The organism is Roseovarius sp. Pro17, assembly GCF_035599575.1.
Classification (GTDB): Bacteria; Pseudomonadota; Alphaproteobacteria; order Rhodobacterales; family Rhodobacteraceae; genus Roseovarius.
In genome coordinates, this window is the sequence record NZ_CP141179.1 from 3,681,322 (window position 1) to 3,701,433 (window position 20,112).

17 protein-coding genes are annotated in these 20,112 nt (G+C 59.3%); 7 read left to right on the top strand and 10 right to left on the bottom strand.

Annotated elements, in window-relative coordinates:
- Positions 1–6 precede the first annotated feature (6 nt).
- Positions 7–1,299, bottom strand: a complete 1,293-nt coding sequence (pncB, locus tag U3654_RS17800) for a nicotinate phosphoribosyltransferase (RefSeq protein ID WP_324752865.1) — start codon at positions 1,297–1,299, stop codon at positions 7–9.
- Positions 1,300–1,388: 89 nt separating this feature from the next.
- Positions 1,389–2,246 (bottom strand): SDR family oxidoreductase, encoded by an 858-nt coding sequence (locus U3654_RS17805; RefSeq protein ID WP_324752866.1) that lies wholly within the window; start codon positions 2,244–2,246, stop codon positions 1,389–1,391.
- Positions 2,247–2,365: 119 nt separating this feature from the next.
- On the opposite strand from U3654_RS17805, the gene U3654_RS17810 reads away from it, so the two are divergent.
- From U3654_RS17810 to U3654_RS17820, 3 genes are all read left to right on the top strand, one after another.
- Positions 2,366–3,844 carry an AMP nucleosidase gene (locus U3654_RS17810; protein ID WP_324752867.1) on the top strand — a complete coding sequence of 493 codons (1,479 nt, stop codon included), beginning with the start codon at positions 2,366–2,368 and terminating at the stop codon, positions 3,842–3,844.
- Positions 3,845–3,964: 120 nt separating this feature from the next.
- Positions 3,965–4,252 carry an HU family DNA-binding protein gene (locus tag U3654_RS17815; protein WP_324752868.1) on the top strand — a complete coding sequence of 96 codons (288 nt, stop codon included), beginning with the start codon at positions 3,965–3,967 and terminating at the stop codon, positions 4,250–4,252.
- A gap of 85 nt (positions 4,253–4,337) precedes the next feature.
- Entirely contained in the window at positions 4,338–5,234 is an 897-nt protein-coding gene (locus tag U3654_RS17820; protein WP_324752869.1) for a DMT family transporter, read from the top strand.
- A 27-nt stretch (positions 5,235–5,261) separates the two neighbouring features.
- Here the strand turns inward: U3654_RS17820 and U3654_RS17825 are convergent, their stop codons facing one another.
- Positions 5,262–7,517 (bottom strand): NADP-dependent malic enzyme, encoded by a 2,256-nt coding sequence (locus tag U3654_RS17825; protein WP_324752870.1) that lies wholly within the window; start codon positions 7,515–7,517, stop codon positions 5,262–5,264.
- Between the two features lie 159 nt (positions 7,518–7,676).
- Between U3654_RS17825 and mutS the strand changes: the two genes are divergently transcribed.
- Positions 7,677–10,304 carry a DNA mismatch repair protein MutS gene (mutS, locus tag U3654_RS17830; protein ID WP_324755324.1) on the top strand — a complete coding sequence of 876 codons (2,628 nt, stop codon included), beginning with the start codon at positions 7,677–7,679 and terminating at the stop codon, positions 10,302–10,304.
- A gap of 63 nt (positions 10,305–10,367) precedes the next feature.
- Here the strand turns inward: mutS and U3654_RS17835 are convergent, their stop codons facing one another.
- Positions 10,368–10,928, bottom strand: coding sequence for a nucleotide exchange factor GrpE (locus U3654_RS17835; RefSeq protein WP_324752871.1), 561 nt, complete (start codon positions 10,926–10,928; stop codon positions 10,368–10,370).
- A 12-nt stretch (positions 10,929–10,940) separates the two neighbouring features.
- A complete protein-coding gene (gene hrcA / locus U3654_RS17840; RefSeq protein WP_324752872.1) occupies positions 10,941–12,005 on the bottom strand; it encodes a heat-inducible transcriptional repressor HrcA in 1,065 nt (354 codons plus the stop codon).
- Between the two features lie 118 nt (positions 12,006–12,123).
- Between hrcA and rph the strand changes: the two genes are divergently transcribed.
- Genes rph through hemW form a run of 3 tightly spaced genes read left to right on the top strand, consistent with a single transcriptional unit; the run spans position 12,124 to position 14,591 of the window.
- Complete coding sequence (gene rph, locus U3654_RS17845; protein ID WP_324752873.1) at positions 12,124–12,840, top strand: ribonuclease PH; 717 nt, start codon at positions 12,124–12,126, stop codon at positions 12,838–12,840.
- Entirely contained in the window at positions 12,833–13,441 is a 609-nt protein-coding gene (locus U3654_RS17850; RefSeq protein ID WP_324752874.1) for a non-canonical purine NTP pyrophosphatase, read from the top strand. The genes rph and U3654_RS17850 overlap by 8 nt, the downstream gene beginning before the upstream one ends.
- Positions 13,434–14,591, top strand: coding sequence for a radical SAM family heme chaperone HemW (gene hemW, locus U3654_RS17855; RefSeq protein ID WP_324752875.1), 1,158 nt, complete (start codon positions 13,434–13,436; stop codon positions 14,589–14,591). Before U3654_RS17850 ends, hemW begins: the two co-directional genes overlap by 8 nt.
- 3 nt (positions 14,592–14,594) lie before the next feature.
- On the opposite strand, the gene U3654_RS17860 is transcribed toward hemW, so the two are convergent.
- From U3654_RS17860 to mnmE, 5 genes are read right to left on the bottom strand one after another with little or no spacing between them, the layout of a single operon-like run.
- Entirely contained in the window at positions 14,595–15,497 is a 903-nt protein-coding gene (locus tag U3654_RS17860; protein WP_324752876.1) for a ParB/RepB/Spo0J family partition protein, read from the bottom strand.
- 17 nt (positions 15,498–15,514) lie between these two features.
- Entirely contained in the window at positions 15,515–16,324 is an 810-nt protein-coding gene (locus U3654_RS17865; protein ID WP_324752877.1) for an AAA family ATPase, read from the bottom strand.
- A complete protein-coding gene (rsmG, locus tag U3654_RS17870) occupies positions 16,317–16,925 on the bottom strand; it encodes a 16S rRNA (guanine(527)-N(7))-methyltransferase RsmG (RefSeq protein ID WP_324752878.1) in 609 nt (202 codons plus the stop codon). Before rsmG ends, U3654_RS17865 begins: the two co-directional genes overlap by 8 nt.
- The gene (mnmG, locus tag U3654_RS17875; protein ID WP_324752879.1) at positions 16,922–18,790 is read right to left on the bottom strand and encodes a tRNA uridine-5-carboxymethylaminomethyl(34) synthesis enzyme MnmG; all 1,869 of its coding nucleotides are present in this window, start codon (positions 18,788–18,790) and stop codon (positions 16,922–16,924) included. Before mnmG ends, rsmG begins: the two co-directional genes overlap by 4 nt.
- 12 nt (positions 18,791–18,802) lie before the next feature.
- A complete protein-coding gene (gene mnmE / locus U3654_RS17880; RefSeq protein WP_324752880.1) occupies positions 18,803–20,086 on the bottom strand; it encodes a tRNA uridine-5-carboxymethylaminomethyl(34) synthesis GTPase MnmE in 1,284 nt (427 codons plus the stop codon).
- Positions 20,087–20,112 lie beyond the last annotated feature (26 nt).

The window sequence follows — 20,112 nt, forward strand, 5'->3', positions numbered from 1 at the left end:
CCCGGCTCACACCTCGACCTCGATCGCATCCTGTTCGCCGACGCCAAAGACACGCTTGTACCGCGCGATTTCCTCGGCCGGGCCCATCGCCTTTTTCGGGTTGTCCGACAGCTTGACCGTGGGGCGCCCATCCGCCGCCACCGGTTTGCAGACCAGCGAAAACGGCGCCAGCGCGTCGTTCGGCACGAGGCCGCGAAAATCGTTGGTCAGATAGGTTCCCCAGCCAAATGACACCCGCACGCGACCCGAAAACTGTGCGTGAAGCTGCGCAATCTTGGTCTCGTTCAGACCATCGGAAAAGATAATCAGCTTTTGCGACGGATCCTCGCCGCGCTTAATCCACCAGGCGATTGCCATCTCGCCTGCTGTCGCAGGATCGCCCGAATCGACGCGGATACCGGTCCAGCGGGTCAGCCAATCAGGCGCATTTTCCAGAAAACCCTCGGTGCCGTAGGTGTCTGGCAGGATGACGCGCAGATTACCGTCATGTTCCTCGTGCCAGTCGCTGAGGACATCATAGGGCGCGCGGGCCAGCTCCTCGTCATTGTCGGCCAGCGCGGCATAGACCATGGGCAGCTCATGCGCGTTGGTGCCGATAGCCTCCAGATCGCGGTTCTTGGCGATAAGGCAGTTTGACGTGCCGACGAATTTCTCGCCCAGCCCTTCGTGCATGGCACGCACGCACCAGTCCTGCCACAGAAACGAATGCCGCCGCCGAGTGCCGAAATCCGCGATGCGCAGGTCGGGAATATCACGCAGCATCTCGACCTTTTCCCAAAGCTTGGTCATCGCGCGGGCATAGAGCACCTGAAGCTCGAATTTCTCCATCTTGTGCAGCACGGCGCGCGACCGCAGCTCCATCAGCACGGCCAGCGCGGGAACTTCCCACAGCATAACCTCGGGCCAGCTGCCCTCAAACGTCAATTCATACTGATCGCCGACCCGCTCAAGGTGGTAGGGCGGCAGACGCAGCTTGTCGAACCAGTCCATGAAGGCGGGATTGAACATCTGCCGCTTGCCATAAAACATGTTACCGCGCATCCAAGTGCTCTCGCCCCGGCTGAGGGACAACGACTGGATATGATCCAGCTGCTCGCGCAGCTCGCCTTCATCGACCAGATCGGCTAGCGGAATATGCTTGGACCGGTTGATCAGGCTGAACGTGACCTGCGTATGAGGCCGGTTGCGAAACACCGACTGGCACATCAGCAATTTATAAAAATCAGTATCGATCAGCGACCGTACGATGGGGTCGATCTTCCATTTGTGATTGTGCACGCGGGCAGCGATATCGACCATGTCAGGCTCCGGTATTCATTCCGGATGGTTAAAGCAGGGGCAGGACAGGAATGGCAAGGCTTGCCGCGCGCGGAGGCGGCGCCTGATCGCTATCCCTCGCTTGCGGCCATCGCCGTCAGCCCGTCGCGGTAGCTGGGATATCGCAGCTTGATGCCCAGATCGTCCTTGATCCGGTCATTCCTGACCCGCTTGGATTCAGCGTAGAAGCTGCGCGCCATTGGCGACATCTCGGCATCGTCGAAATCGATTGCCTCGGGCATTGGTAGTCCCAGCAGTTTGGCGGCATAGCCGATGACGTCCTGCGGCGGGGCGGGATCGTCATCGCAAAGGTTGTAGATCGCGCCGGGATCCGGTGCGCGCATCGATGCGGCCAGCACCTGCGCAATATCTTCGACGTGAATACGGCTGAAAACTTGATCCGGCTTGATGATGCGGCGTGCCTTGCCCGCCCGCACCTTGGCGAAGGGGCCGCGACCGGGACCGTAAATCCCGGCGAGGCGAAAGATGTGCAGCGGCAGATTGGGGATCGCTTGCCATGCGGCCTCGGCATCTTGCCTAAGCTTGCCACGCTGGGTCGTGGGGGTCAGCGGTGTCGTCTCATCGACCCAGCCGCCCTGATGATCGCCGTAAACACCGGTGGTTGAAAGGTACCCGACCCATTCCAGACGCGGCGCGGCGCGCGTGATCTCATCCCGCAGCGTGGCCAGCACCGGATCGCCTCCCTTGCCCGGCCCGGCGGAAATCAACAGATGCGTCGCAGCCTCCAGCGCCGGACGGATGTGGCCGCCGGGCCAGATCAGCGGCTCCGCACCGCTATTGCGCACGGCCTCCGCCTTGTCCGCGGTGCGGGTCGTGCCGATCACCTGCCAGCCACCGCCTGCCTGCAAGAGCATGCTAAGCGCGCGAGCCGAATAGCCGTGACCAAAGGAAAGAAGCGTCTTTGTCATACTCTTGATATGCTTCGCCCTTATACGCTTGGCAAGGGTGGCGCGCCTGCTTGCGCCTACCTGTCCGCCCGTGCATCCTGCCGCGACCAAATGCCGGGCAACCATGAAAAGGGCCGACCATGCAAGCCATCGACCAGACGATCCTCAGTCCGCCCACCCTGCCCGCGTGCGAATTCACCGATCCCGCGGCTGCGGTCGATCATCTCTGCACGCTCTATGACGAGGCAACGGATTTCCTGCGCAGCGGCTTTAGATCCGCCCTCGACGGTCCGGTGCCAACCCAGCGTATACGTGCCTTTTACCCAGAAATCCGACTGACCACGTCCAGCTTTGCCAGGGCCGACAGCAGCCTTGCCTTTGGCTATGTCGCGGCGCCGGGCACCCATGCGACGACGGTCACACGGCCCGACCTCTTTCGCGACTATCTAATCCAGCAGATCGGCCTTTTGATTGAAAACCACGGCGCACCAGTGCGCATCGCGTCGTCCGATACGCCTATACCAGTGCATTTTGCAGTGGCGCGGGATTCGCAAATGACCGTCCCACATGAGGGCGCCGCCGGGTTCACCCTGCGAGACGTGTTCGACGTGCCGGATCTTGGAACGATGGACGACGATATTATCAACGGCACCGCCAAGCACGCGCCTGATGGTACCGGGCCCCTAGCGCCCTTTACTGCACAGCGCATCGATTACTCGCTGGCGCGGCTGGCGCATTACACGGCAACCTCGCCCGCACATTTCCAGAACCATGTGCTGTTCACCAACTACCAATTCTACGTGTCCGAATTTGAGGCCTTCGCGCGCAGCGCGTTAGCCGATCCCACCAGCGGCTATACCAGCTTCGTCTCGACTTTCGATGCCGAGATCACGACCCATGACGCGCCACTGGACGCACCGACCAAGATGCCCCAGATGCCCACCTATCACCTGAAAAAACCGGACCGTTCAGGCATCACTCTGGTCAATATCGGCATCGGGCCCTCCAATGCCAAGACGGCGAGTGACCACATTGCCGTGCTGCGTCCGCACGCCTGGATCATGGTCGGCCATTGCGCGGGCCTACGCAATTCGCAGCGACTGGGCGACTATGTGCTGGCCCATGCCTATCTGCGCGAGGATGGCGTGCTGGATGCCGACCTGCCAACATGGGTGCCGATCCCCGCGCTGGCCGAAATCCAGATCGCCTTAGAGGAGGCGGTCGAGGAGGTCACGCAACTGGAGGGGCTTGAGCTGAAACGCATCATGCGCACCGGCACAGTCGCCAGCGTCGACAATCGCAATTGGGAGCTGCGCGATCAATCCGGCCCCGTGCGCCGCCTTAGCCAAAGCCGCGCAATCGCGCTGGACATGGAAAGCGCGACGATCGCTGCTAATGGATTCCGCTTTCGTGTGCCATACGGTACGCTGCTATGTGTGTCCGACAAGCCACTTCATGGCGAATTAAAGCTGCCGGGCATGGCCAGCGAGTTCTATAACGATCAGGTCGCGCGGCATCTTATGATTGGAATTCGTGCGATGGAAACACTCGCTGGGATGCCTCTTGAGCGCATACACAGCCGCAAGTTGCGCGCCTTCGACGAAACGGCATTCCTCTGACCGGCGCATTTCTGCGCAAATTTCACATCTCATGCGCCAGTATCCGTTGTAATACCCAGCAAAATAGCGTTACACATTGTCGCGAGGCCCACTTCACGGGCAAGTAAAGGAGACCACCCGATGGCAAAACCGATGACCAAGACCCAGCTCGTGGCCGCACTGGCCGATGATATGGGCAGCGACAAGAAGACTGCGGGCACCGCGCTCGAATCCATTATTAACGTAATCACGAGCGAAGTTTCGGGCGGCGGCGCCGTCACCCTGCCCGGCGTCGGCAAGATCTATTGCCGCGAGCGTCCTGAGCGTATGGTGCGCAACCCTGCCACGGGCGAGCAGATCAAGAAAGACGCCGACAAGGTCGTCAAGATGACCATCGCAAAGGCGCTCAAAGACAGCGTTAACGGCTGATCTTGCATCTTGCATGAGTTTCAGAAAGGGTCGCCATCTGGCGGCCCTTTCGCGTTTTTGCTTGCCGCAGCCAGATGGGACAACCATGGATTTCCGCAGCATATTGATGGGCGTTGCCTTTTCCATCATGTGGTCCAGCGCTTTTGCGTCGGCACGGATCATCGTCGCATCGGCGCCCCCCATCAGTTCCTTGGCGATCCGGTTTGTCATATCCGGGGTGATAGCCGTGCTGATCGCGCGGGCACTGGGCCAAAGCTGGCGATTGACCCATGCGCAGTGGCGCGCCTGCATCATTTTTGGCATCTGCCAAAACGCCCTTTATCTGGGTCTCTACTTTGTCGCGATGCAAACGATCGAAGCGTCGCTGGCCGTCATCATCGCCTCGACCATGCCGCTGCTGGTCGCATTCGCGTCATGGATTTTCCTCGGCGAACGCCTGACGGTATCGGCCGCGCTGGGCCTCTTTGCAGGGCTTACCGGCGTCACGATCATTATGGGCAGCCGCTTTTCAGGTGGCGTCGATGTTTACGGGCTGATGCTGTGCGTCGCAGGGGTCATCGCGTTGACCATAGCCACGCTCAGCGTGCGCGGAGCGACCTCAGGCGGCAATTTCATGATGGTTGTGGGCTTGCAAATGCTGATCGCCAGCGTCGTGCTGGGTGCCGTTGCGACGGCGACGGAAACGCTGACCATTGATTGGAGCTGGGCATTCGTCGCTGCCTTCGTGTGGACCACTATCGTTCCCGGTGTCGCCGCGACACTGCTGTGGTTCAAGCTGGTCGAGCGTATCAGCGCCACTCGCGCTGCCACGTTCCACTTTCTCAATCCGTTCTTTGGCGTGGCGACCGCAGCGATCCTGCTGGGCGAAACGCTGAGGCCCACGGACGCGATTGGCGTTTTGGTCATCATGGCCGGGATTTTGGCCGTGCAACTGTCACGACGCCCGAAAAAGCGCGGCCTTCCTCCGGTTTCTCCGGGCTGAAAACCCGATTGACCGCCGAATGCGCGCTTAGCCTACCTTGCACGCCGCCAGCACTGCCATGTTCACGATATCCGTCGCGGTCGATGTGGATGAGCAGATCTGCACCGATTTATCCAAGCCCGACAGGATGGGGCCGATCACCGTGGCGCCCGCCATTTCCTGCATCAACTTGACCGAGATTGAGGCAGAATGGCGGGCCGGCACCACCAGAATGTTAGCCGGGCCGGTCAGACGCTGAAACGGATAGGCCTCCTGCGCAGCGGGATTCAGGGCGACGTCCACCGTCATGTCACCCTCGAATTCAAAATCAACGCCGCGCTTTTCCAAAACGGTCGGCGCGCGGTGCATTTTCTCGGCGCGTTCGGATTGCGGATAGCCAAAGGTCGAAAAACTGACAAAGGCGACGCGCGGCTCCATCCCTAGATGGCGGGCGACGCCTGCCGCGCGCTCGGCGATATCAGCAAGGTCATTCTCGTCCGGCCATTCCTGCACCAGCGTGTCGGCCACGAGCACGATCCGCCCCTTATGCATCAGCGCAGTGACACCCGCGACGCCATGTTCTGCATCAGCGTCAAAGACATGGTTGATCAATTCCAGTACATAGGCAGATTTGCGCGTGGCCCCGGTAATCAGGCCATCGCCATGCCCATGTGCCAGCATCAGTGAGGCAAATACATGCCGGTCGCGTGTCGCCAGCCGATTGATGTCGTGCCGATCAAAACCTTTGCGCTGCAAACGGTTATATAGGAATGAGCGGTATTCCTCTAGGTGCGGCGTATTGGCGGCGTTGACCACCTCCAGCTCGGCGACCGCGTCGGCCATGCCTGCCGCTTCCAGCTTGGCCTTGACGTCGGGCTCGCGACCCACGACCAGCGCCTTGCCCATGCCGGCGCGCTGATATTGCACCGCGGCACGCAGAACACGGGGATCGTCCCCCTCGGCAAAGATCATCGTCGCTTGCGCATTGCGCGCCCGGGCATTGATCGAGCGCATGATGCTGGCCGTCGGGTCCATCCGCGATTTCAGCGAAACTTCGTAGGCCTCCATATCGACGATGGGTCGGCGCGCCGCGCCAGTATCCATGCACGCCTTCGCCACGGCAGGCGGGATCGTGTAGATCAGCCGCGGATCGAATGGCGCGGGAATGATATAGTCGCGCCCAAAGCACAGCTCGCGTCCATAGGCCATGCCCACCTCGTCCGGCACGTCTTGACGTGCGAGGCTGGCCAGCGCCTCGGCGCAGGCGATCTTCATCTCGTCGTTGATCGCGCGGGCGTGCACATCCAGCGCGCCGCGAAAAAGATAGGGAAAGCCGAGGACGTTGTTCACCTGGTTGGGATAATCACTGCGCCCAGTGGCGATGATAGCGTCCGCGCGCACGGCATGCGCCTCTTCGGGCGTAATCTCCGGATCGGGGTTCGCCATGGCGAAGATCACCGGATTGGGTGCCATGCTGATGACCATGTCCTGCGTTACCGCGCCCTTGGCCGAAACGCCTAGAAACACATCAGCGCCCTCCATCGCATCAGCCAATGTGCGCCGGTCAGTGACGACGGCATGCGCCGACTTCCATTGGTTCATTCCCTCGGTGCGGCCCTGATAGATGACGCCCTTGGTATCGCACATCATGGTGTTCTCGTGCCGCGCGCCCATGGTCTTTAGCAGTTCCAGACAGGCAATTCCTGCCGCGCCCGCCCCGTTCAGCACGATTCGCACATCCTCAATCTTTTTGCCTGACAGATGCAGCGCATTGATCAGTCCGGCCGCACAAATCACCGCCGTCCCATGCTGGTCGTCGTGAAAGACGGGGATATCCATCTCTTCCTTCAGCCGCTGCTCGATGATGAAACACTCCGGCGCCTTTATATCCTCAAGGTTGATGCCGCCAAATGTCGGCCCCATCAGACGCACCGCGTTGCAGAACGCGTCGGCATCTTCGGTATCCAGTTCAATGTCGATGCTGTTCACATCGGCGAACCGCTTGAACAGTACCGCTTTGCCCTCCATCACCGGCTTGGATGCCAGCGCGCCCAGATTTCCCAAGCCCAGAACCGCAGTGCCGTTGGAGATAACGGCGACCAGATTCCCCTTGTTCGTATAGTCATACGCCGCCTCGGGATTTTCTTGGATGGCTAGGCATGGGATGGCGACCCCCGGCGAATAGGCTAGGCTGAGGTCGCGCTGCGTCGTCATCGGCACGGTCGCAGTAATCTCAAACTTGCCGGGCGTCGGCTCCAGATGGAATGCCAGCGCCTCTTCGGGGGTGAACTTGGGGTTTGCCATGTGCGGATGCGTCCTGAAAATGCGTTTCGCCCTGCATAGCGGGCTAAGCGCCGCGCCTCAACAGTGCAGGCAAAGGGGGGCTTTCGCCGCCGCGCGCAGGTGCGTAGGTTCGCCGCAGCGATGAGGGGGCACACCGTGACCAGCGACACAGTCACGCCGATGATGGCGCAATATCTGGAAATCAAGGCCGAGTATCCCGGCGCCCTGCTGTTCTATCGCATGGGCGATTTCTATGAGCTGTTTTTTGATGATGCCGCCGCCGCCGCCGAAGCGCTGGACATCGCACTGACCAAACGCGGCAAGCATCTGGGCCAGGATATCGCGATGTGCGGCGTGCCATTTCATGCCGCCGAAGGATATCTGCTGACGCTGATCCGCAAGGGATTTCGTGTGGCGGTCTGCGAGCAGTTGGAAAACCCCGCTGAGGCGAAAAAGCGAGGATCAAAATCAGTCGTGAAGCGCGGCGTCGTGCGGCTGGTCACGCCGGGCACACTGACCGAAGAATCGCTGCTGGAGGCGCGGCGACACAATTACCTCGCCGCGATTGCCGAGGTGCGCGGCGACTACGCGCTAGCCTGGGCCGACATCTCGACCGGGGCGCTGCATGTGCTGCCCCTGCCTCCGGCGCGCATCGGCCCGGAGCTGGCCCGTCTCAGCCCCAGCGAAGTGCTCGTCGTCGATGGTACGGACGCGGAAATCTGCGATTTAGTGACTGAATCTGGTGGCGCTTTGACGCCTTTAGGCCGGTCTGCCTTCGATAGCACGGGGGCGGCCAAGCGGCTGTGCGCGCTCTTTGGGGTCAAGACACTGGATGCGTTCGGGACGTTCGAGCGGGCCGAGATCGCTGCGATGGGCGCCGTTGTCGAATATCTGGAAATTACGCAAAAAGGCAAATTGCCCCTGCTTCAACCGCCCCAGCGTGAAAACCTGGCTGGTGTGATGCAGATAGACGCCGCGACCCGCCGCAATCTGGAGCTGACCCACGCACTATCTGGCGGGCGCGCCGGATCGCTTCTGTCGGTTATGGACCGCACCGTTACAGCGGGCGGTGCCCGTCTGCTGGAACGCCGGCTGTCTAGCCCGTCGCGCAATCTGGACGTCATTTCCGCGCGACAGGACATGGTCGCTTTTGCGGTTGAGCAGTCTCGTTTTCGCGAGGACATGCGCGCTCATCTGCGCAAGGTGCCCGACCTCGACCGCGCATTGTCGCGCCTCGCGTTGGATCGGGGTGGGCCACGCGATCTGGCAGCCGTGCGAAATGCGTTGGAAGGGGCCGACGACATAGCGCAGCTGTTGCCGACCCGCGAACTGCCCGCCGCCATGGCCGATCTGACCGCGGATCTAACCGGCCACGACGTCCTGATGGATCTGCTCGATCAGGCCCTGATTGCTGAGCCGCCCTTGATGACGCGTGATGGCGGCTTCATCGCCGAAGGCCACGACGTTGAGCTGGACGAGGCCCGCCAGCTGCGCGACGAGGGGCGCGGGGTGATCGCGAAAATGCAGGGCGAATATGCGCAGCAGACCGGAATTACGTCGCTGAAAGTGAAACACAACAATGTGCTGGGGTATTTCGTCGAAGTCACGGCCACCCATGCCGAAAAAATGCTGTCGTCACCCCTGAATGAGACGTTTAAGCATCGGCAGACCACCGCCAATCAAGTGCGGTTTACCACCGTCCCCCTGTCCGAGATGGAGACGCGTATCCTGAACGCGGGTGGACGAGCAATCGAAATCGAAAAGCGGCTCTATGACGGGCTAAAACACGCAATTCTGGACAAAGCGGCGGCATTGACACAGGTGGCGCGCGCCCTATCGCAGCTGGACCTGACCGCTGCGCTGGCCGACCTTGCCACAGAACGCAACTGGTGCCGGCCTGTTGTCGATATCAGCCGCGCGCTGAACATCAAGGGTGGGCGGCATCCGGTCGTGGAACAGGCCCTGCGCACGCAAGGGTCCGGACCTTTCGTTGCCAACGACTGCGATCTGGGGAATACCAGCGACATTTGGCTGCTGACAGGCCCGAACATGGCGGGCAAATCCACCTTCCTTCGTCAGAATGCGCTGATCGCTCTTTTGGCTCAAATCGGTAGTTTCGTGCCTGCAAATTCGGCGCATATCGGTATCGTCAGCCAGTTGTTCAGTCGCGTCGGTGCGTCGGACGATCTGGCGCGCGGGCGCTCGACCTTTATGGTCGAAATGGTCGAAACGGCTGCCATTCTCAATCAGGCGGATACGCACGCGCTGGTGATCCTCGATGAAATCGGGCGCGGGACGGCCACCTATGACGGCCTGTCGATCGCTTGGGCCACGCTGGAACATCTGCACGAGGTGAACGGCTGCCGCGCCCTATTTGCCACGCATTATCATGAGCTTACCAATCTCACGGACAAGCTGGCCCGCGTCGACAACGCCACAGTTTCAGTCAAGGAACATGAAGGCGACGTTATTTTCCTGCACGAGGTTCGGCGCGGCGCGGCGGATAGATCCTATGGCGTACAGGTGGCCAAGCTGGCTGGCTTGCCCGCTGCGGTGATTGAGCGCGCGCGTGTCGTGCTAGATGCGCTGGAACGCGGCGAGCGCGAAGGCGGCAGTGCGCGCGAGACGTTGATAGATGATCTGCCGCTGTTTTCCAGTCGCCCGTCGACGCCGATATCGCCACCCGCCGGCCCGTCGGATGTCGAAGAAGCGCTGAAAGCGATCCATCCGGATGAACTAACCCCGCGTGAGGCGCTGACGCTGATCTATGAACTCAAGGCGAAATTGCCAAAAAGTGACCCTGCATAACAAGAAAACGCCCCGGACTTTGATCCGAGGCGTCGTTGTTTCACGGTGTCAGGCTATGGGTGTTCAGCCCTGCATCGACGATACGCCAACCTGCGCCGGACGCAGGATGCGATCGTGCAGCATGAATCCCTCGGCCGAGACCTGAATGATTTCGCCCGCCTTTGTGCCAGGCAGTGGCGCCTCAAACATCGCCTCGTGTTGCTGCGGATCGAACTTGTCGCCGACTTGCGGCGACACGATGCGGATGCCATGCTTGGCGAATACGTTAATCAACTCGCGCATGGTCAACTCAATTCCCTCGATCAGCGCGGCGTTGTTTTCGCGCTGCTCTGCGCTGACGGAATCTACTGCACGCTTCATGTTGTCATAAACCGGCAGCAGGTCACGCGATAGTTTGGAGCCGCCATAATTCTCGGCCTCGCGGCGGTCCTTGTCGGCACGCTTGCGCGCATTTTCGGCATCGGCCAACGCGCGCAGAAACTTGTCCTGAAACGCGTCGCGCTCGGCACGGACGGTGTCCAGCTCGGCGTCCTCGTCGGAGATCTCGGTCATATCCTCGTGATACGCCTCGGCCTCGGCCTGTTCGATATCATCAAGAAACTCTTCGTTATTACGCTCTGCCATTTTGTCAGCCCTTCAACTTCTGTCGGCGATCAGCTTGCCCACCAACTGCGCCGTATAGTGCACGATCGGAACGATGCGTCCGTAGTTTAGCCGCGTAGGTCCGATGACCCCGACTGCACCGACGATCTTCCGGTCTGCGTTCATATAAGGAGAGACCACCAAAGAGGAACCCGTAAGTGAGAAAAGTTTGTTCTCCGAGCCAATAAAGATGCGCACACCCTCGCCCTCATCCGCCAGTTCGAGAAAGTTGGCAATGTCACGCTTGCGCTCAAGGTCGTCGAATAGCGTGCGGATACGTTCCAGATCCGCCTCATCTCCGCCGGGATTGAGCAAATGCGAGCGGCCGCGCACGATCAGGCGCTCGGGCCCTTCGCCCTCGCCAGCCCAGAGGGCGAGGCCACTTTCGACCATGGCATGGGCGAGCTGGTCGATCTCTTGGCGGCGTTCGCTGATCTGACGAGAGATGACGGTCTGAACATCGCTCAGCGTTTTGCCCTCTATCAGCGAGTTAAGGAAATTCGCTGCCTCGCGCATTGAGCTGGGCGTTTGCCCCGGCGGCGGGGTAAAGATGCGGTTTTCTACATGGCCGTCGGCAAAGACCAGCACCACCAGCGCGCGGTCATGTCCCAAACTGACAAATTCAATGTGCTTTATCGGCGCCTCGTGTTTGGGCGCCAGAACCAGCGACGCCCCTTGCGTGACGCCCGATAGGGTCTGCCCGATCCGGTCCAGCACGCCTGCGACATCCTCTGAATTACTGGACATCGTGCTGTCCATCATCGCGCGGTCCGCTGTCTGCAGATCGCCGACCTCCAACAGGCCATCGACAAACATGCGCAGCCCGCTTTGGGTCGGCACGCGCCCCGCGCTGACATGAGGGCTGTCCAGCAGGCCCATATACTCCAAATCTTGCATGACGTTGCGCACGGTTGCGGCGCTGACCTTTTCGCTCAGCTCGCGGGTCAGGCTACGTGATCCAACGGGGGCACCGGTCAGTAGATAGCCCTCGACCACACGGCGAAACACCTCGCGCGAGCGCTCGTTCATCTCTTCCAGCAGTTGTCGCGCGTCACTCATGATGGGCTCCTCGCATCGGGCTGCATTAAAGGCCGCGCCGGGCGCGGGGTCAATCGGGGTTGCCATCCCGGCCCGCCCCCCTGTATTGCCGCGATAACGCTGCAAAGAGGATAAAGCCATGCGCCCTTCCGGTAGAGAACTAAGCGAAATGCGCGCCGTTTCAATCGAAACAGGCGTTACCAAACATGCCGAAGGGTCATGCATGATCCGCATCGGTGACACGCATGTGCTGTGCACCGCCACTATAGAGGACCGCGTGCCACCGTTTATCAAGGGCTCGGGCCTGGGCTGGGTCACGGCGGAATACGGCATGCTGCCCCGCTCGACCACCAGCCGCATGCGCCGCGAGGCGACAGCCGGAAAGCAAGGCGGGCGTACCGTCGAAATTCAACGGCTCATCGGGCGATCCCTGCGCGCTGGCGTCGACCGCGTGGCACTGGGCGAGCGTCAGATAACGGTCGATTGTGATGTGATCCAAGCCGATGGCGGGACCCGTTGTGCCTCAATTACCGGTGGATGGGTCGCGCTAAAGCTGGCCGTGAATAAGCTGATCAAGATCGGCGACGTTACATCTGATCCGCTGAGCGATCCCGTCGCTGCCGTGTCCTGTGGTCTATACGCTGGACAGACTGTCCTTGATCTGGATTATCCCGAGGATAGCGAGGCAGGCGTCGACGGCAATTTCATCATGACCCAATCAGGCAAGCTGATCGAGGTGCAGATGTCTGCCGAGGGCGCCACCTTCAACCGCGATCAGATGAACCAGTTGATGGATCTGGCCGAAAAGGGCGTATCCGAATTGGCCGTTGCACAACTGGCCGCGGTCAATGCGTAAGTTGACCGGCGATACCCTGCTGGTTGCCACGCATAACGCGGGTAAACTGGCAGAGATCGCCGATCTTTTGCGCCCCTACGGAATCAAGGTAGTCGGGGCCGCTGAGCGCAACCTGCCTGAGCCGGACGAGACAGAAACCAATTTCGTCGGCAATGCCCGCATCAAGGCGCACGCGGCCGCTCAGGCTACCGGCCTGCCCGCTCTGTCAGACGATTCGGGTATCGAAATCGACGCGCTGAATGGCGCGCCCGGTGTCTATACGGCCGATTGGGCCGAAACGTCCAAGGGCCGTGACTTTGCCATGGCGATGACCAAGGCGCATGACAGGCTGGTAGCTTCGGGCGTCCCTGCACCGTGGGCTGCAAGGTTCTGCTGTACTCTGGTCCTGGCTTGGCCGGATGGTCATGACGAGGTATTTCCCGGCACGGTTGAGGGCCAGGTGACCTGGCCGATGCGCGGCACGCACGGTCATGGCTACGATCCGATCTTTCAGCCGCACGGATACGAAATCAGCTTTGCCCAAATGGACCCAGCCGAAAAGAATCTCATCAGCCACCGCGCCGATGCGTTTTCCCGGTTGGTGAAAGGCTGCTTTGACTGAGGAATGGCGTCAGGGGGGCTTTGGCCTTTATCTGCACTGGCCGTTCTGTGCCGCCAAGTGCCCATATTGCGACTTTAACAGCCATGTCAGTCAGCAAATTGACCAAGCCGCATGGAGAAATGCCTACCTGCGCGAGATCGACAGATACGCCGAACTGACCCAAGGCCGGGTGCTGAATTCGGTTTTTTTCGGCGGCGGCACACCCAGTCTGATGCCTGCCGAAACTGTCCATGCCATTCTGGATCGCGTCCGCGATCACTGGACGCTGGCCAACGATCTGGAGATCACACTGGAGGCGAACCCCGGCTCGGTCGAGGCGCAAAGATTCGCCGGCTATGCGGATGCTGGCGTTGACCGCGTTTCGATGGGGATTCAGGCCCTGAACGACACCGATCTGCGGCGCCTTGGCCGCATTCATACGGTAAATGAGGCGCGCGCAGCCTTCGACATTGCACGCGCCCAGTTCGAGCGCGTCAGTTTCGATCTGATCTACGCCCGACAAGACCAGACCCTTGCTGATTGGCGGGCCGAGCTGTCAGAAGCACTCGGCATGGCCGTCGATCACCTGTCGCTCTATCAGCTGACAATCGAACCCGGCACCGCCTTTGGCGCGCGCTTTGACGCGGGCGGGCTAAAGGGCCTGCCGGCCGACGATCTGGCGGTCGATATGTATGAGGCGACCCAAGAGCTGTGCGATGCCGCCGGAATGCCCGCTTACGAAGTGTCAAACCACGCAGCCAAAGGCGCGGAATCCCGCCACAACTTGATCTATTGGCGGCATGGCGACTACATCGGCATCGGCCCCGGAGCACATGGTAGGCTGACGTTGAGCGGCACCCGCTGGGCGACCGAGGCATATGCCCACCCGGACGCGTGGCTGCCGCGCAGTGATATGGGTCGCACAGAAAAGCCGCGCGTTGCCATCTCTGCCAAGGATCAAGCAGGCGAGTATTTGATGATGGGCCTGCGCATTTCGTCAGGGATCGACTTGCAACGCTACGCAAATCTCGCTGGCGCGCCGCTTAATCCTATCAAGATACGCGATTTGCAAGAGATGGGGATGGTCACGGCGACCAACCATTCCCTCGCCGCCACACCCGCTGGCCGCATGGTGCTGAATGCGGTCATCACACAGCTACTGCCCGACTAAAGCTTAGGTTCCAGTCGTCAGAACGCGACAAATCTCATCCAGCTGGTCTAGTGAATCGTAACTGATCGTGATCGCGCCATTTTCTGCGCCATCTTTGTGATCAACGGATACCTTCATCCCAAGATTCGCCGACAAGTCATCCTCAAGGGCCCGAGTATCAGCCGATTTTTCTGCAGTCTTTTGCCCAGCTTTTGAGGTTACGGCGCGGCGGTCAGCGCCAGCCTCAGATGCCTTGCGGACCAGCTTCTCGGTGTCACGCACTGACAGGTCACCGGAAATGACCTTTTTGGCCAAAGTCACGGGATCCTTGGCCGTAATTAAACTACGCGCATGACCGGCTGACAATTTGCCCTCTGTCACGAAATTCTGCACGATTTCAGGTAGTTGCATCAATCTCATGGTATTCGCTATGTGACTGCGACTCTTACCCAATGCTTCGGCCAGCTTTTCCTGCGTATGCCCGAATTTCTGCATCAATTGAATGTATCCCGCCGCCTCCTCGACCGGGTTAAGATCGGCGCGCTGAATATTTTCGATGATGGCGACTTCGAGTACTTCGGTATCGTTCAGATCACGAACGATGACCGGGATCTGATGTAATCCCGCCTTCTGCGATGCGCGCCAGCGGCGTTCACCGGCGACGATTTCGTACCCATCCCCTTTACGACGTACAATGAGGGGTTGGATAACTCCCTTTTCCTTAATGGACGCTGCCAGATCATCCAGTAGGTCAGAATCAAACCGGCGTCGGGGCTGGTCCGGGTTGGCAACGACCTGTTCGATCGGAACCATATAATCGGGTTGCCGCGGCGTCGCGGGGTTTGCATCGGGACGATCATTCACATCCGCCATCAGCGCGGATAATCCACGCCCCAGCCCGCGTTGTCGTTGCACCTTGTCAGCCATTGCATCGTCTCCCTGCGTCAAGCCGCCACAAGCGCTTGATTTTTCATCAGTTCCGTCGCAAGCGCCCGATAGGCTTCGGCGCCACGCGATTGCGGATCGTAGTCCAAAACAGACATCGAATAAGACGGCGCCTCACTAAGGCGCACGTTGCGTGGGATCAACGTCTTAAACACCAGATCACCTAGATTGTCGCGCGCGTCCTTTTCCACTTGGCCGGACAGATTATTGCGGGCATCAAACATCGTCAGGACCACACCTTCGATCCGTAGGTTCGGATTGGCCGACTGGCGCACTTCGCGAATCGTCAACATCAGCTGAGACAATCCCTCTAGTGCGAAAAACTCGCTTTGCAGCGGTACCAGAACGGAATGGGCTGCGACCATCGCGTTGACCGTCAAAAGATTGAGTGACGGAGGGCAATCGATCAATACATAGTCCAGATCATAGCGATCCATCGCTGTTTGCCTCAACGCATCATGCAAGAGAAAACTGCGCTTTTCATTGGAAATCAGCTCGATATCCGCCGAGCTAAGATCAACAGTCGCAGGAATGATTGTAAGGTTTTCTGAGCGCGTCGGCTGAATGACCTGCCCTAGGTCTATATCCTCCAAAAGCAGCTCGTAAGTGGTGAACTCCCGATCATCTACATCGATGCCCAAACCAGTTGAGGCGTTTCCTTGCGGATCCAGATCGACGATCATCACCTTCTGGCCTCGCTCGGCCAACGCCGCGCCCAGATTGATTGTCGTCGTCGTCTTACCGACGCCACCTTTTTGATTCGCAACCGCAATGATACGGGGCCCACGGGGACGGGATGGATCAGACACGGGACACTCCTGTTATCCTGAGAATTGCGGCATCGGCCTCAAGTTCACTTTTAACGACGTCGTAGTCAAAGCGCCACTTGGATTTTGCTGCTACTACTTCTTCCTGCCAGCGCGCACCCTTGGCAAATAACGCCGTTCCGCTCGCAGACAGATGACGCTCGGCAAAGCCGAGAAGCGTGTTCAGATTAGCAAGAGCGCGCGCTGAAAGTACATCAGTTTCAAGCGGTTCCGCCAATTCAATCCGATCATTTATCACCTCGGCGACTGATCCCGTTTCGCGTAAAGCCGTCCGAAGAAATGCGCATTTACGCGCATCGCTCTCGACCAGTGTAATTTTCGGGGCACGGGGCAAGTCACCCGCCAAAATTGCGACGACAATGCCAGGAAAACCCCCGCCCGAGCCAATATCAGCCCAACTAGCAAAATTTGGAGGTGCCGCGCGGAACATCTGTAAGGAATCTAGAACATGGCGATCCCACAAAACTTTAGAACTTTCGCGCGAGACGAGATTTATCGTGGGAGTCCATTTGATGACCAGGTCCTCAAAAACGTGCAACCGCTCCAATGTTTCACGTGGAACATCGTGCTGTAACTCATTCATCCTGCTCGCGCCTTACCATCTGCTCGCAACCGCGTCAGAAGCAAAGTGAGAGCCGCGGGCGTCATCCCATCAATTCTGGCTGCATGAGCCAAGTTCGCCGGACGCACGAGCGCCAGCTTGTTTCGGAGTTCATTCGAAAGGCCGCCCAACTGATCATAATCAAAGTTCTGCGGAATAACATGTGCCTCATCCCTTTGAACCATAGCGACATCACGCTCCTGCCGCGCAATGTAGTTTGAATATAGCGCGTCTTTCTCCAACTGCTCCATCACCGGAGCATCGATATCGGCGAGAGGCGGTTCCAGCCTGACCAAGTGATCAAAGCTGACGTCCGGAAATGCGAGTATTTGAAAACCGCTTCTACGGGTTCCGTCCTGATTTACGCGGAGTCCGATGTTTTCCAACTGCTTAGGCGTATAGCTGAGCGCGTCAATACGGGCACGGGCGTCGTCCAGCTTAGTCATTTTTTCTTCAAATGCCGCGCGCCTCGACTCACCGACGCATCCCAGCTCCAAGCCACGTCTCGTTAGCCTTTGGTCTGCATTGTCAGCCCGAAGAGACAGACGGAACTCGGCACGCGAGGTAAACATTCGGTACGGTTCACTCACTCCGCGCGTAATGAGATCGTCTACCATAACGCCAATATAACTGCTGGACCGGCTAAATATTTCGGGAGCCCGACCTGCAGCAGCGAGCGCGGCGTTCAAACCCGCAACAACGCCTTGGGCAGCCGCCTCTTCGTATCCGGTAGTTCCGTTAATTTGCCCAGCCAAATACAGACCAGGAACATCGCGGACGGACAAGGTCGCATCCAGCGCGCGTGGATCTACATAGTCATACTCGATCGCATACCCCGGCTGTCTGATCTCAGCCTTCTCAAGGCCATGGATCGATCGCACATAATCGAGTTGCACGTCCTCCGGCAGAGACGTCGAGATACCATTGGGATAGATCAAGTCGTCCGAAAGGCTCTCAGGCTCCAGAAATATCTGATGCGATGTCTTATCGGCAAATCGAACAACCTTGTCCTCAATCGACGGGCAATATCTGGGGCCAACGCCGTCGATATGTCCGCCATACATCGAAGATCGTTCCAAATTCTGACGGATAATTTCGTGCGTGCGTTCATTGGTATGAGTAATACCGCAGGAAACCTGCCGTGCCTGAACGCCCTCTGACATGAATGAAAAAAGAACCGGGTCAACGTCGCCGGGCTGCGTTTCCAGCGCGTCCCATTGAATCGTTTTGGCGTCCAAACGTGGTGGCGTGCCAGTTTTCAACCGTCCCATTTGGAGAGCAAAGCTGTCCATGCGCTGCGCCAATCTGACCGATGGACGCTCACCCATACGTCCTCCGGGCCGAGAATTTTCGCCGATATGAATGACGCCCCGCAGGAATGTGCCGGTCGTCAAGATAACCGTTCGGCTTGTGATCTCTGAACCATCCGCTAAAACGACGCCGGTCACGGCGTTTCCAGCCATCAGAAAATCGGCGGCCTCGCCCTCTATGATCGTCAGGTTTTTCTGGGCTTCGATCTCAACCAACATGGTTTTGCGATATATGTGGCGGTCGGCCTGCGCGCGGGGCCCCTGCACTGCTGGCCCTTTGCGACGATTTAGTAGGCGAAATTGGATGCCGGCCGCATCCGCAACTCGGCCCATCACACCATCAAGGGCGTCAATTTCGCGAACCAGATGCCCTTTTCCCAGGCCTCCTATCGCCGGATTGCACGACATGACGCCAATACCGCTACGTGACAAGGTGACCAGCCCAGTTCGCGCGCCCATGCGGGACGCCGCATGCGCCGCGTCGGCACCCGCATGGCCACCGCCGATGACCAGAACATCAAAGTCGCTATGTTTCACGTGAAACAATCCTCACTTGCCAAGGCAGAAACTGGCAAAAATTTCATCCAGAATGCTTTCGATATCAACCCGTCCTACCAGAGAATCAAGCGCGCGAACAGCGCTCCTAAGCTCTTCGGCAGCTAGGTCAACCGTATCCTCGCCTTCGCGAAGCAGCTGCACAGCAGCATCTAACGATGTGCGGCCGCGCACCATCGCCTCGCGGTGGCGCGCGCGGGTGGCAATCCCTGCGCCAGTAACGCGGTCCGCGAGGACCAAGCTAATGCCGGAAATAAGGTTATCAAGACCGAGGCCCGACCGCCCCGAAATACCGGGATACACACCTACTTGCATATCGCCTTTGGCCGTTAGCATGATATCACCCGGCTTGGCCGGAAAGGGCGTCTCGACGCCGGGCTCCAGCAGAAAGACACGCAAATCGGCAGCCCCGGCGCGTTTTCGAGCGAGGTCAACGCCCAGTGCTTCGATTCGGTCTTCTGTCTCCCGCAGGCCGGCGGTATCCAGAAATGTGACTGGCAAACCCTCAAGGTCCATGCGCACCTCGATCACATCGCGCGTCGTTCCGGCAATATCAGAGGTGATCGCGGCGTCTCGTCCGGCCAGAGCGTTCAAAAGCGTTGATTTACCGACGTTCGGCGCCCCCACGATAGCCACCTCGAACCCGGCTCGAATTCGTTCCGCGACCCGTGTGCCAGCGATTTCGCGTTCGAGATCTGCGATCACGCCAGTGACAAGCAGGTTCACCTCGGGCGACACATCAATCGGAACATCTTCGTCTGCAAAGTCAATTGTTGCTTCCATCAAGGCTGCCGCACGGATCAGATCACGCCGCCAGACATCGGCGCGTGTGCCCAGATCCCCTGACAATACGCGCAGCGCTTGCTTGCGCTGTGCCTCGGTCTCGGCATCGATGAGATCAGCGAGTCCTTCGATCTGTGCTACGTCCAGACAACCGTTTTCCAGCGCCCGGCGCGTAAACTCTCCCGGTTCGGCCAGTCGCAAGCCGTGATCAGCCAGTGCGTTAAGAACGGCATTTATAACTGCAATACTGCCATGAACATGAAATTCAACTGATGCCTCACCGGTAAAACTGGCGCCCCCGGCGAAGGTTAAAACCAGCGCCTGATCCAGCGCCTCACCCGACGCATCGCGTAGCGATCGTACTGATGCCATTCGGGTGGGCGGCACATCCCCGCACAATACGCGGCACACATTCCATGCCTCGCTACCCGAAACGCGGATGACGGAAACCCCCGCTTTGCCCTGCGCCGAGGACATTGCGTAGATCGTATCCATGCCCGCCTCCTTTGGCAGAAATGAGG

What these genes read in the sequence shown, in the direction of transcription:
- U3654_RS17860 (WP_324752876.1), bottom strand. Translation starts at nt 15,497, where the DNA reads ATGGCTGACAAGGTGCAACGACAACGCGGGCTGGGGCGTGGATTATCC.
- mutS (WP_324755324.1), top strand. Translation starts at nt 7,677, where the DNA reads ATGATGGCGCAATATCTGGAAATCAAGGCCGAGTATCCCGGCGCCCTG.
- U3654_RS17825 (WP_324752870.1), bottom strand. Translation starts at nt 7,517, where the DNA reads ATGGCAAACCCCAAGTTCACCCCCGAAGAGGCGCTGGCATTCCATCTG.
- rph (WP_324752873.1), top strand. Translation starts at nt 12,124, where the DNA reads ATGCGCCCTTCCGGTAGAGAACTAAGCGAAATGCGCGCCGTTTCAATC.
- U3654_RS17810 (WP_324752867.1), top strand. Translation starts at nt 2,366, where the DNA reads ATGCAAGCCATCGACCAGACGATCCTCAGTCCGCCCACCCTGCCCGCG.
- rsmG (WP_324752878.1), bottom strand. Translation starts at nt 16,925, where the DNA reads ATGAATGAGTTACAGCACGATGTTCCACGTGAAACATTGGAGCGGTTG.
- pncB (WP_324752865.1), bottom strand. Translation starts at nt 1,299, where the DNA reads ATGGTCGATATCGCTGCCCGCGTGCACAATCACAAATGGAAGATCGAC.
- mnmE (WP_324752880.1), bottom strand. Translation starts at nt 20,086, where the DNA reads ATGGATACGATCTACGCAATGTCCTCGGCGCAGGGCAAAGCGGGGGTT.
- U3654_RS17805 (WP_324752866.1), bottom strand. Translation starts at nt 2,246, where the DNA reads ATGACAAAGACGCTTCTTTCCTTTGGTCACGGCTATTCGGCTCGCGCG.
- hrcA (WP_324752872.1), bottom strand. Translation starts at nt 12,005, where the DNA reads ATGAGTGACGCGCGACAACTGCTGGAAGAGATGAACGAGCGCTCGCGC.
- U3654_RS17820 (WP_324752869.1), top strand. Translation starts at nt 4,338, where the DNA reads ATGGATTTCCGCAGCATATTGATGGGCGTTGCCTTTTCCATCATGTGG.
- U3654_RS17815 (WP_324752868.1), top strand. Translation starts at nt 3,965, where the DNA reads ATGGCAAAACCGATGACCAAGACCCAGCTCGTGGCCGCACTGGCCGAT.
- U3654_RS17850 (WP_324752874.1), top strand. Translation starts at nt 12,833, where the DNA reads ATGCGTAAGTTGACCGGCGATACCCTGCTGGTTGCCACGCATAACGCG.
- U3654_RS17835 (WP_324752871.1), bottom strand. Translation starts at nt 10,928, where the DNA reads ATGGCAGAGCGTAATAACGAAGAGTTTCTTGATGATATCGAACAGGCC.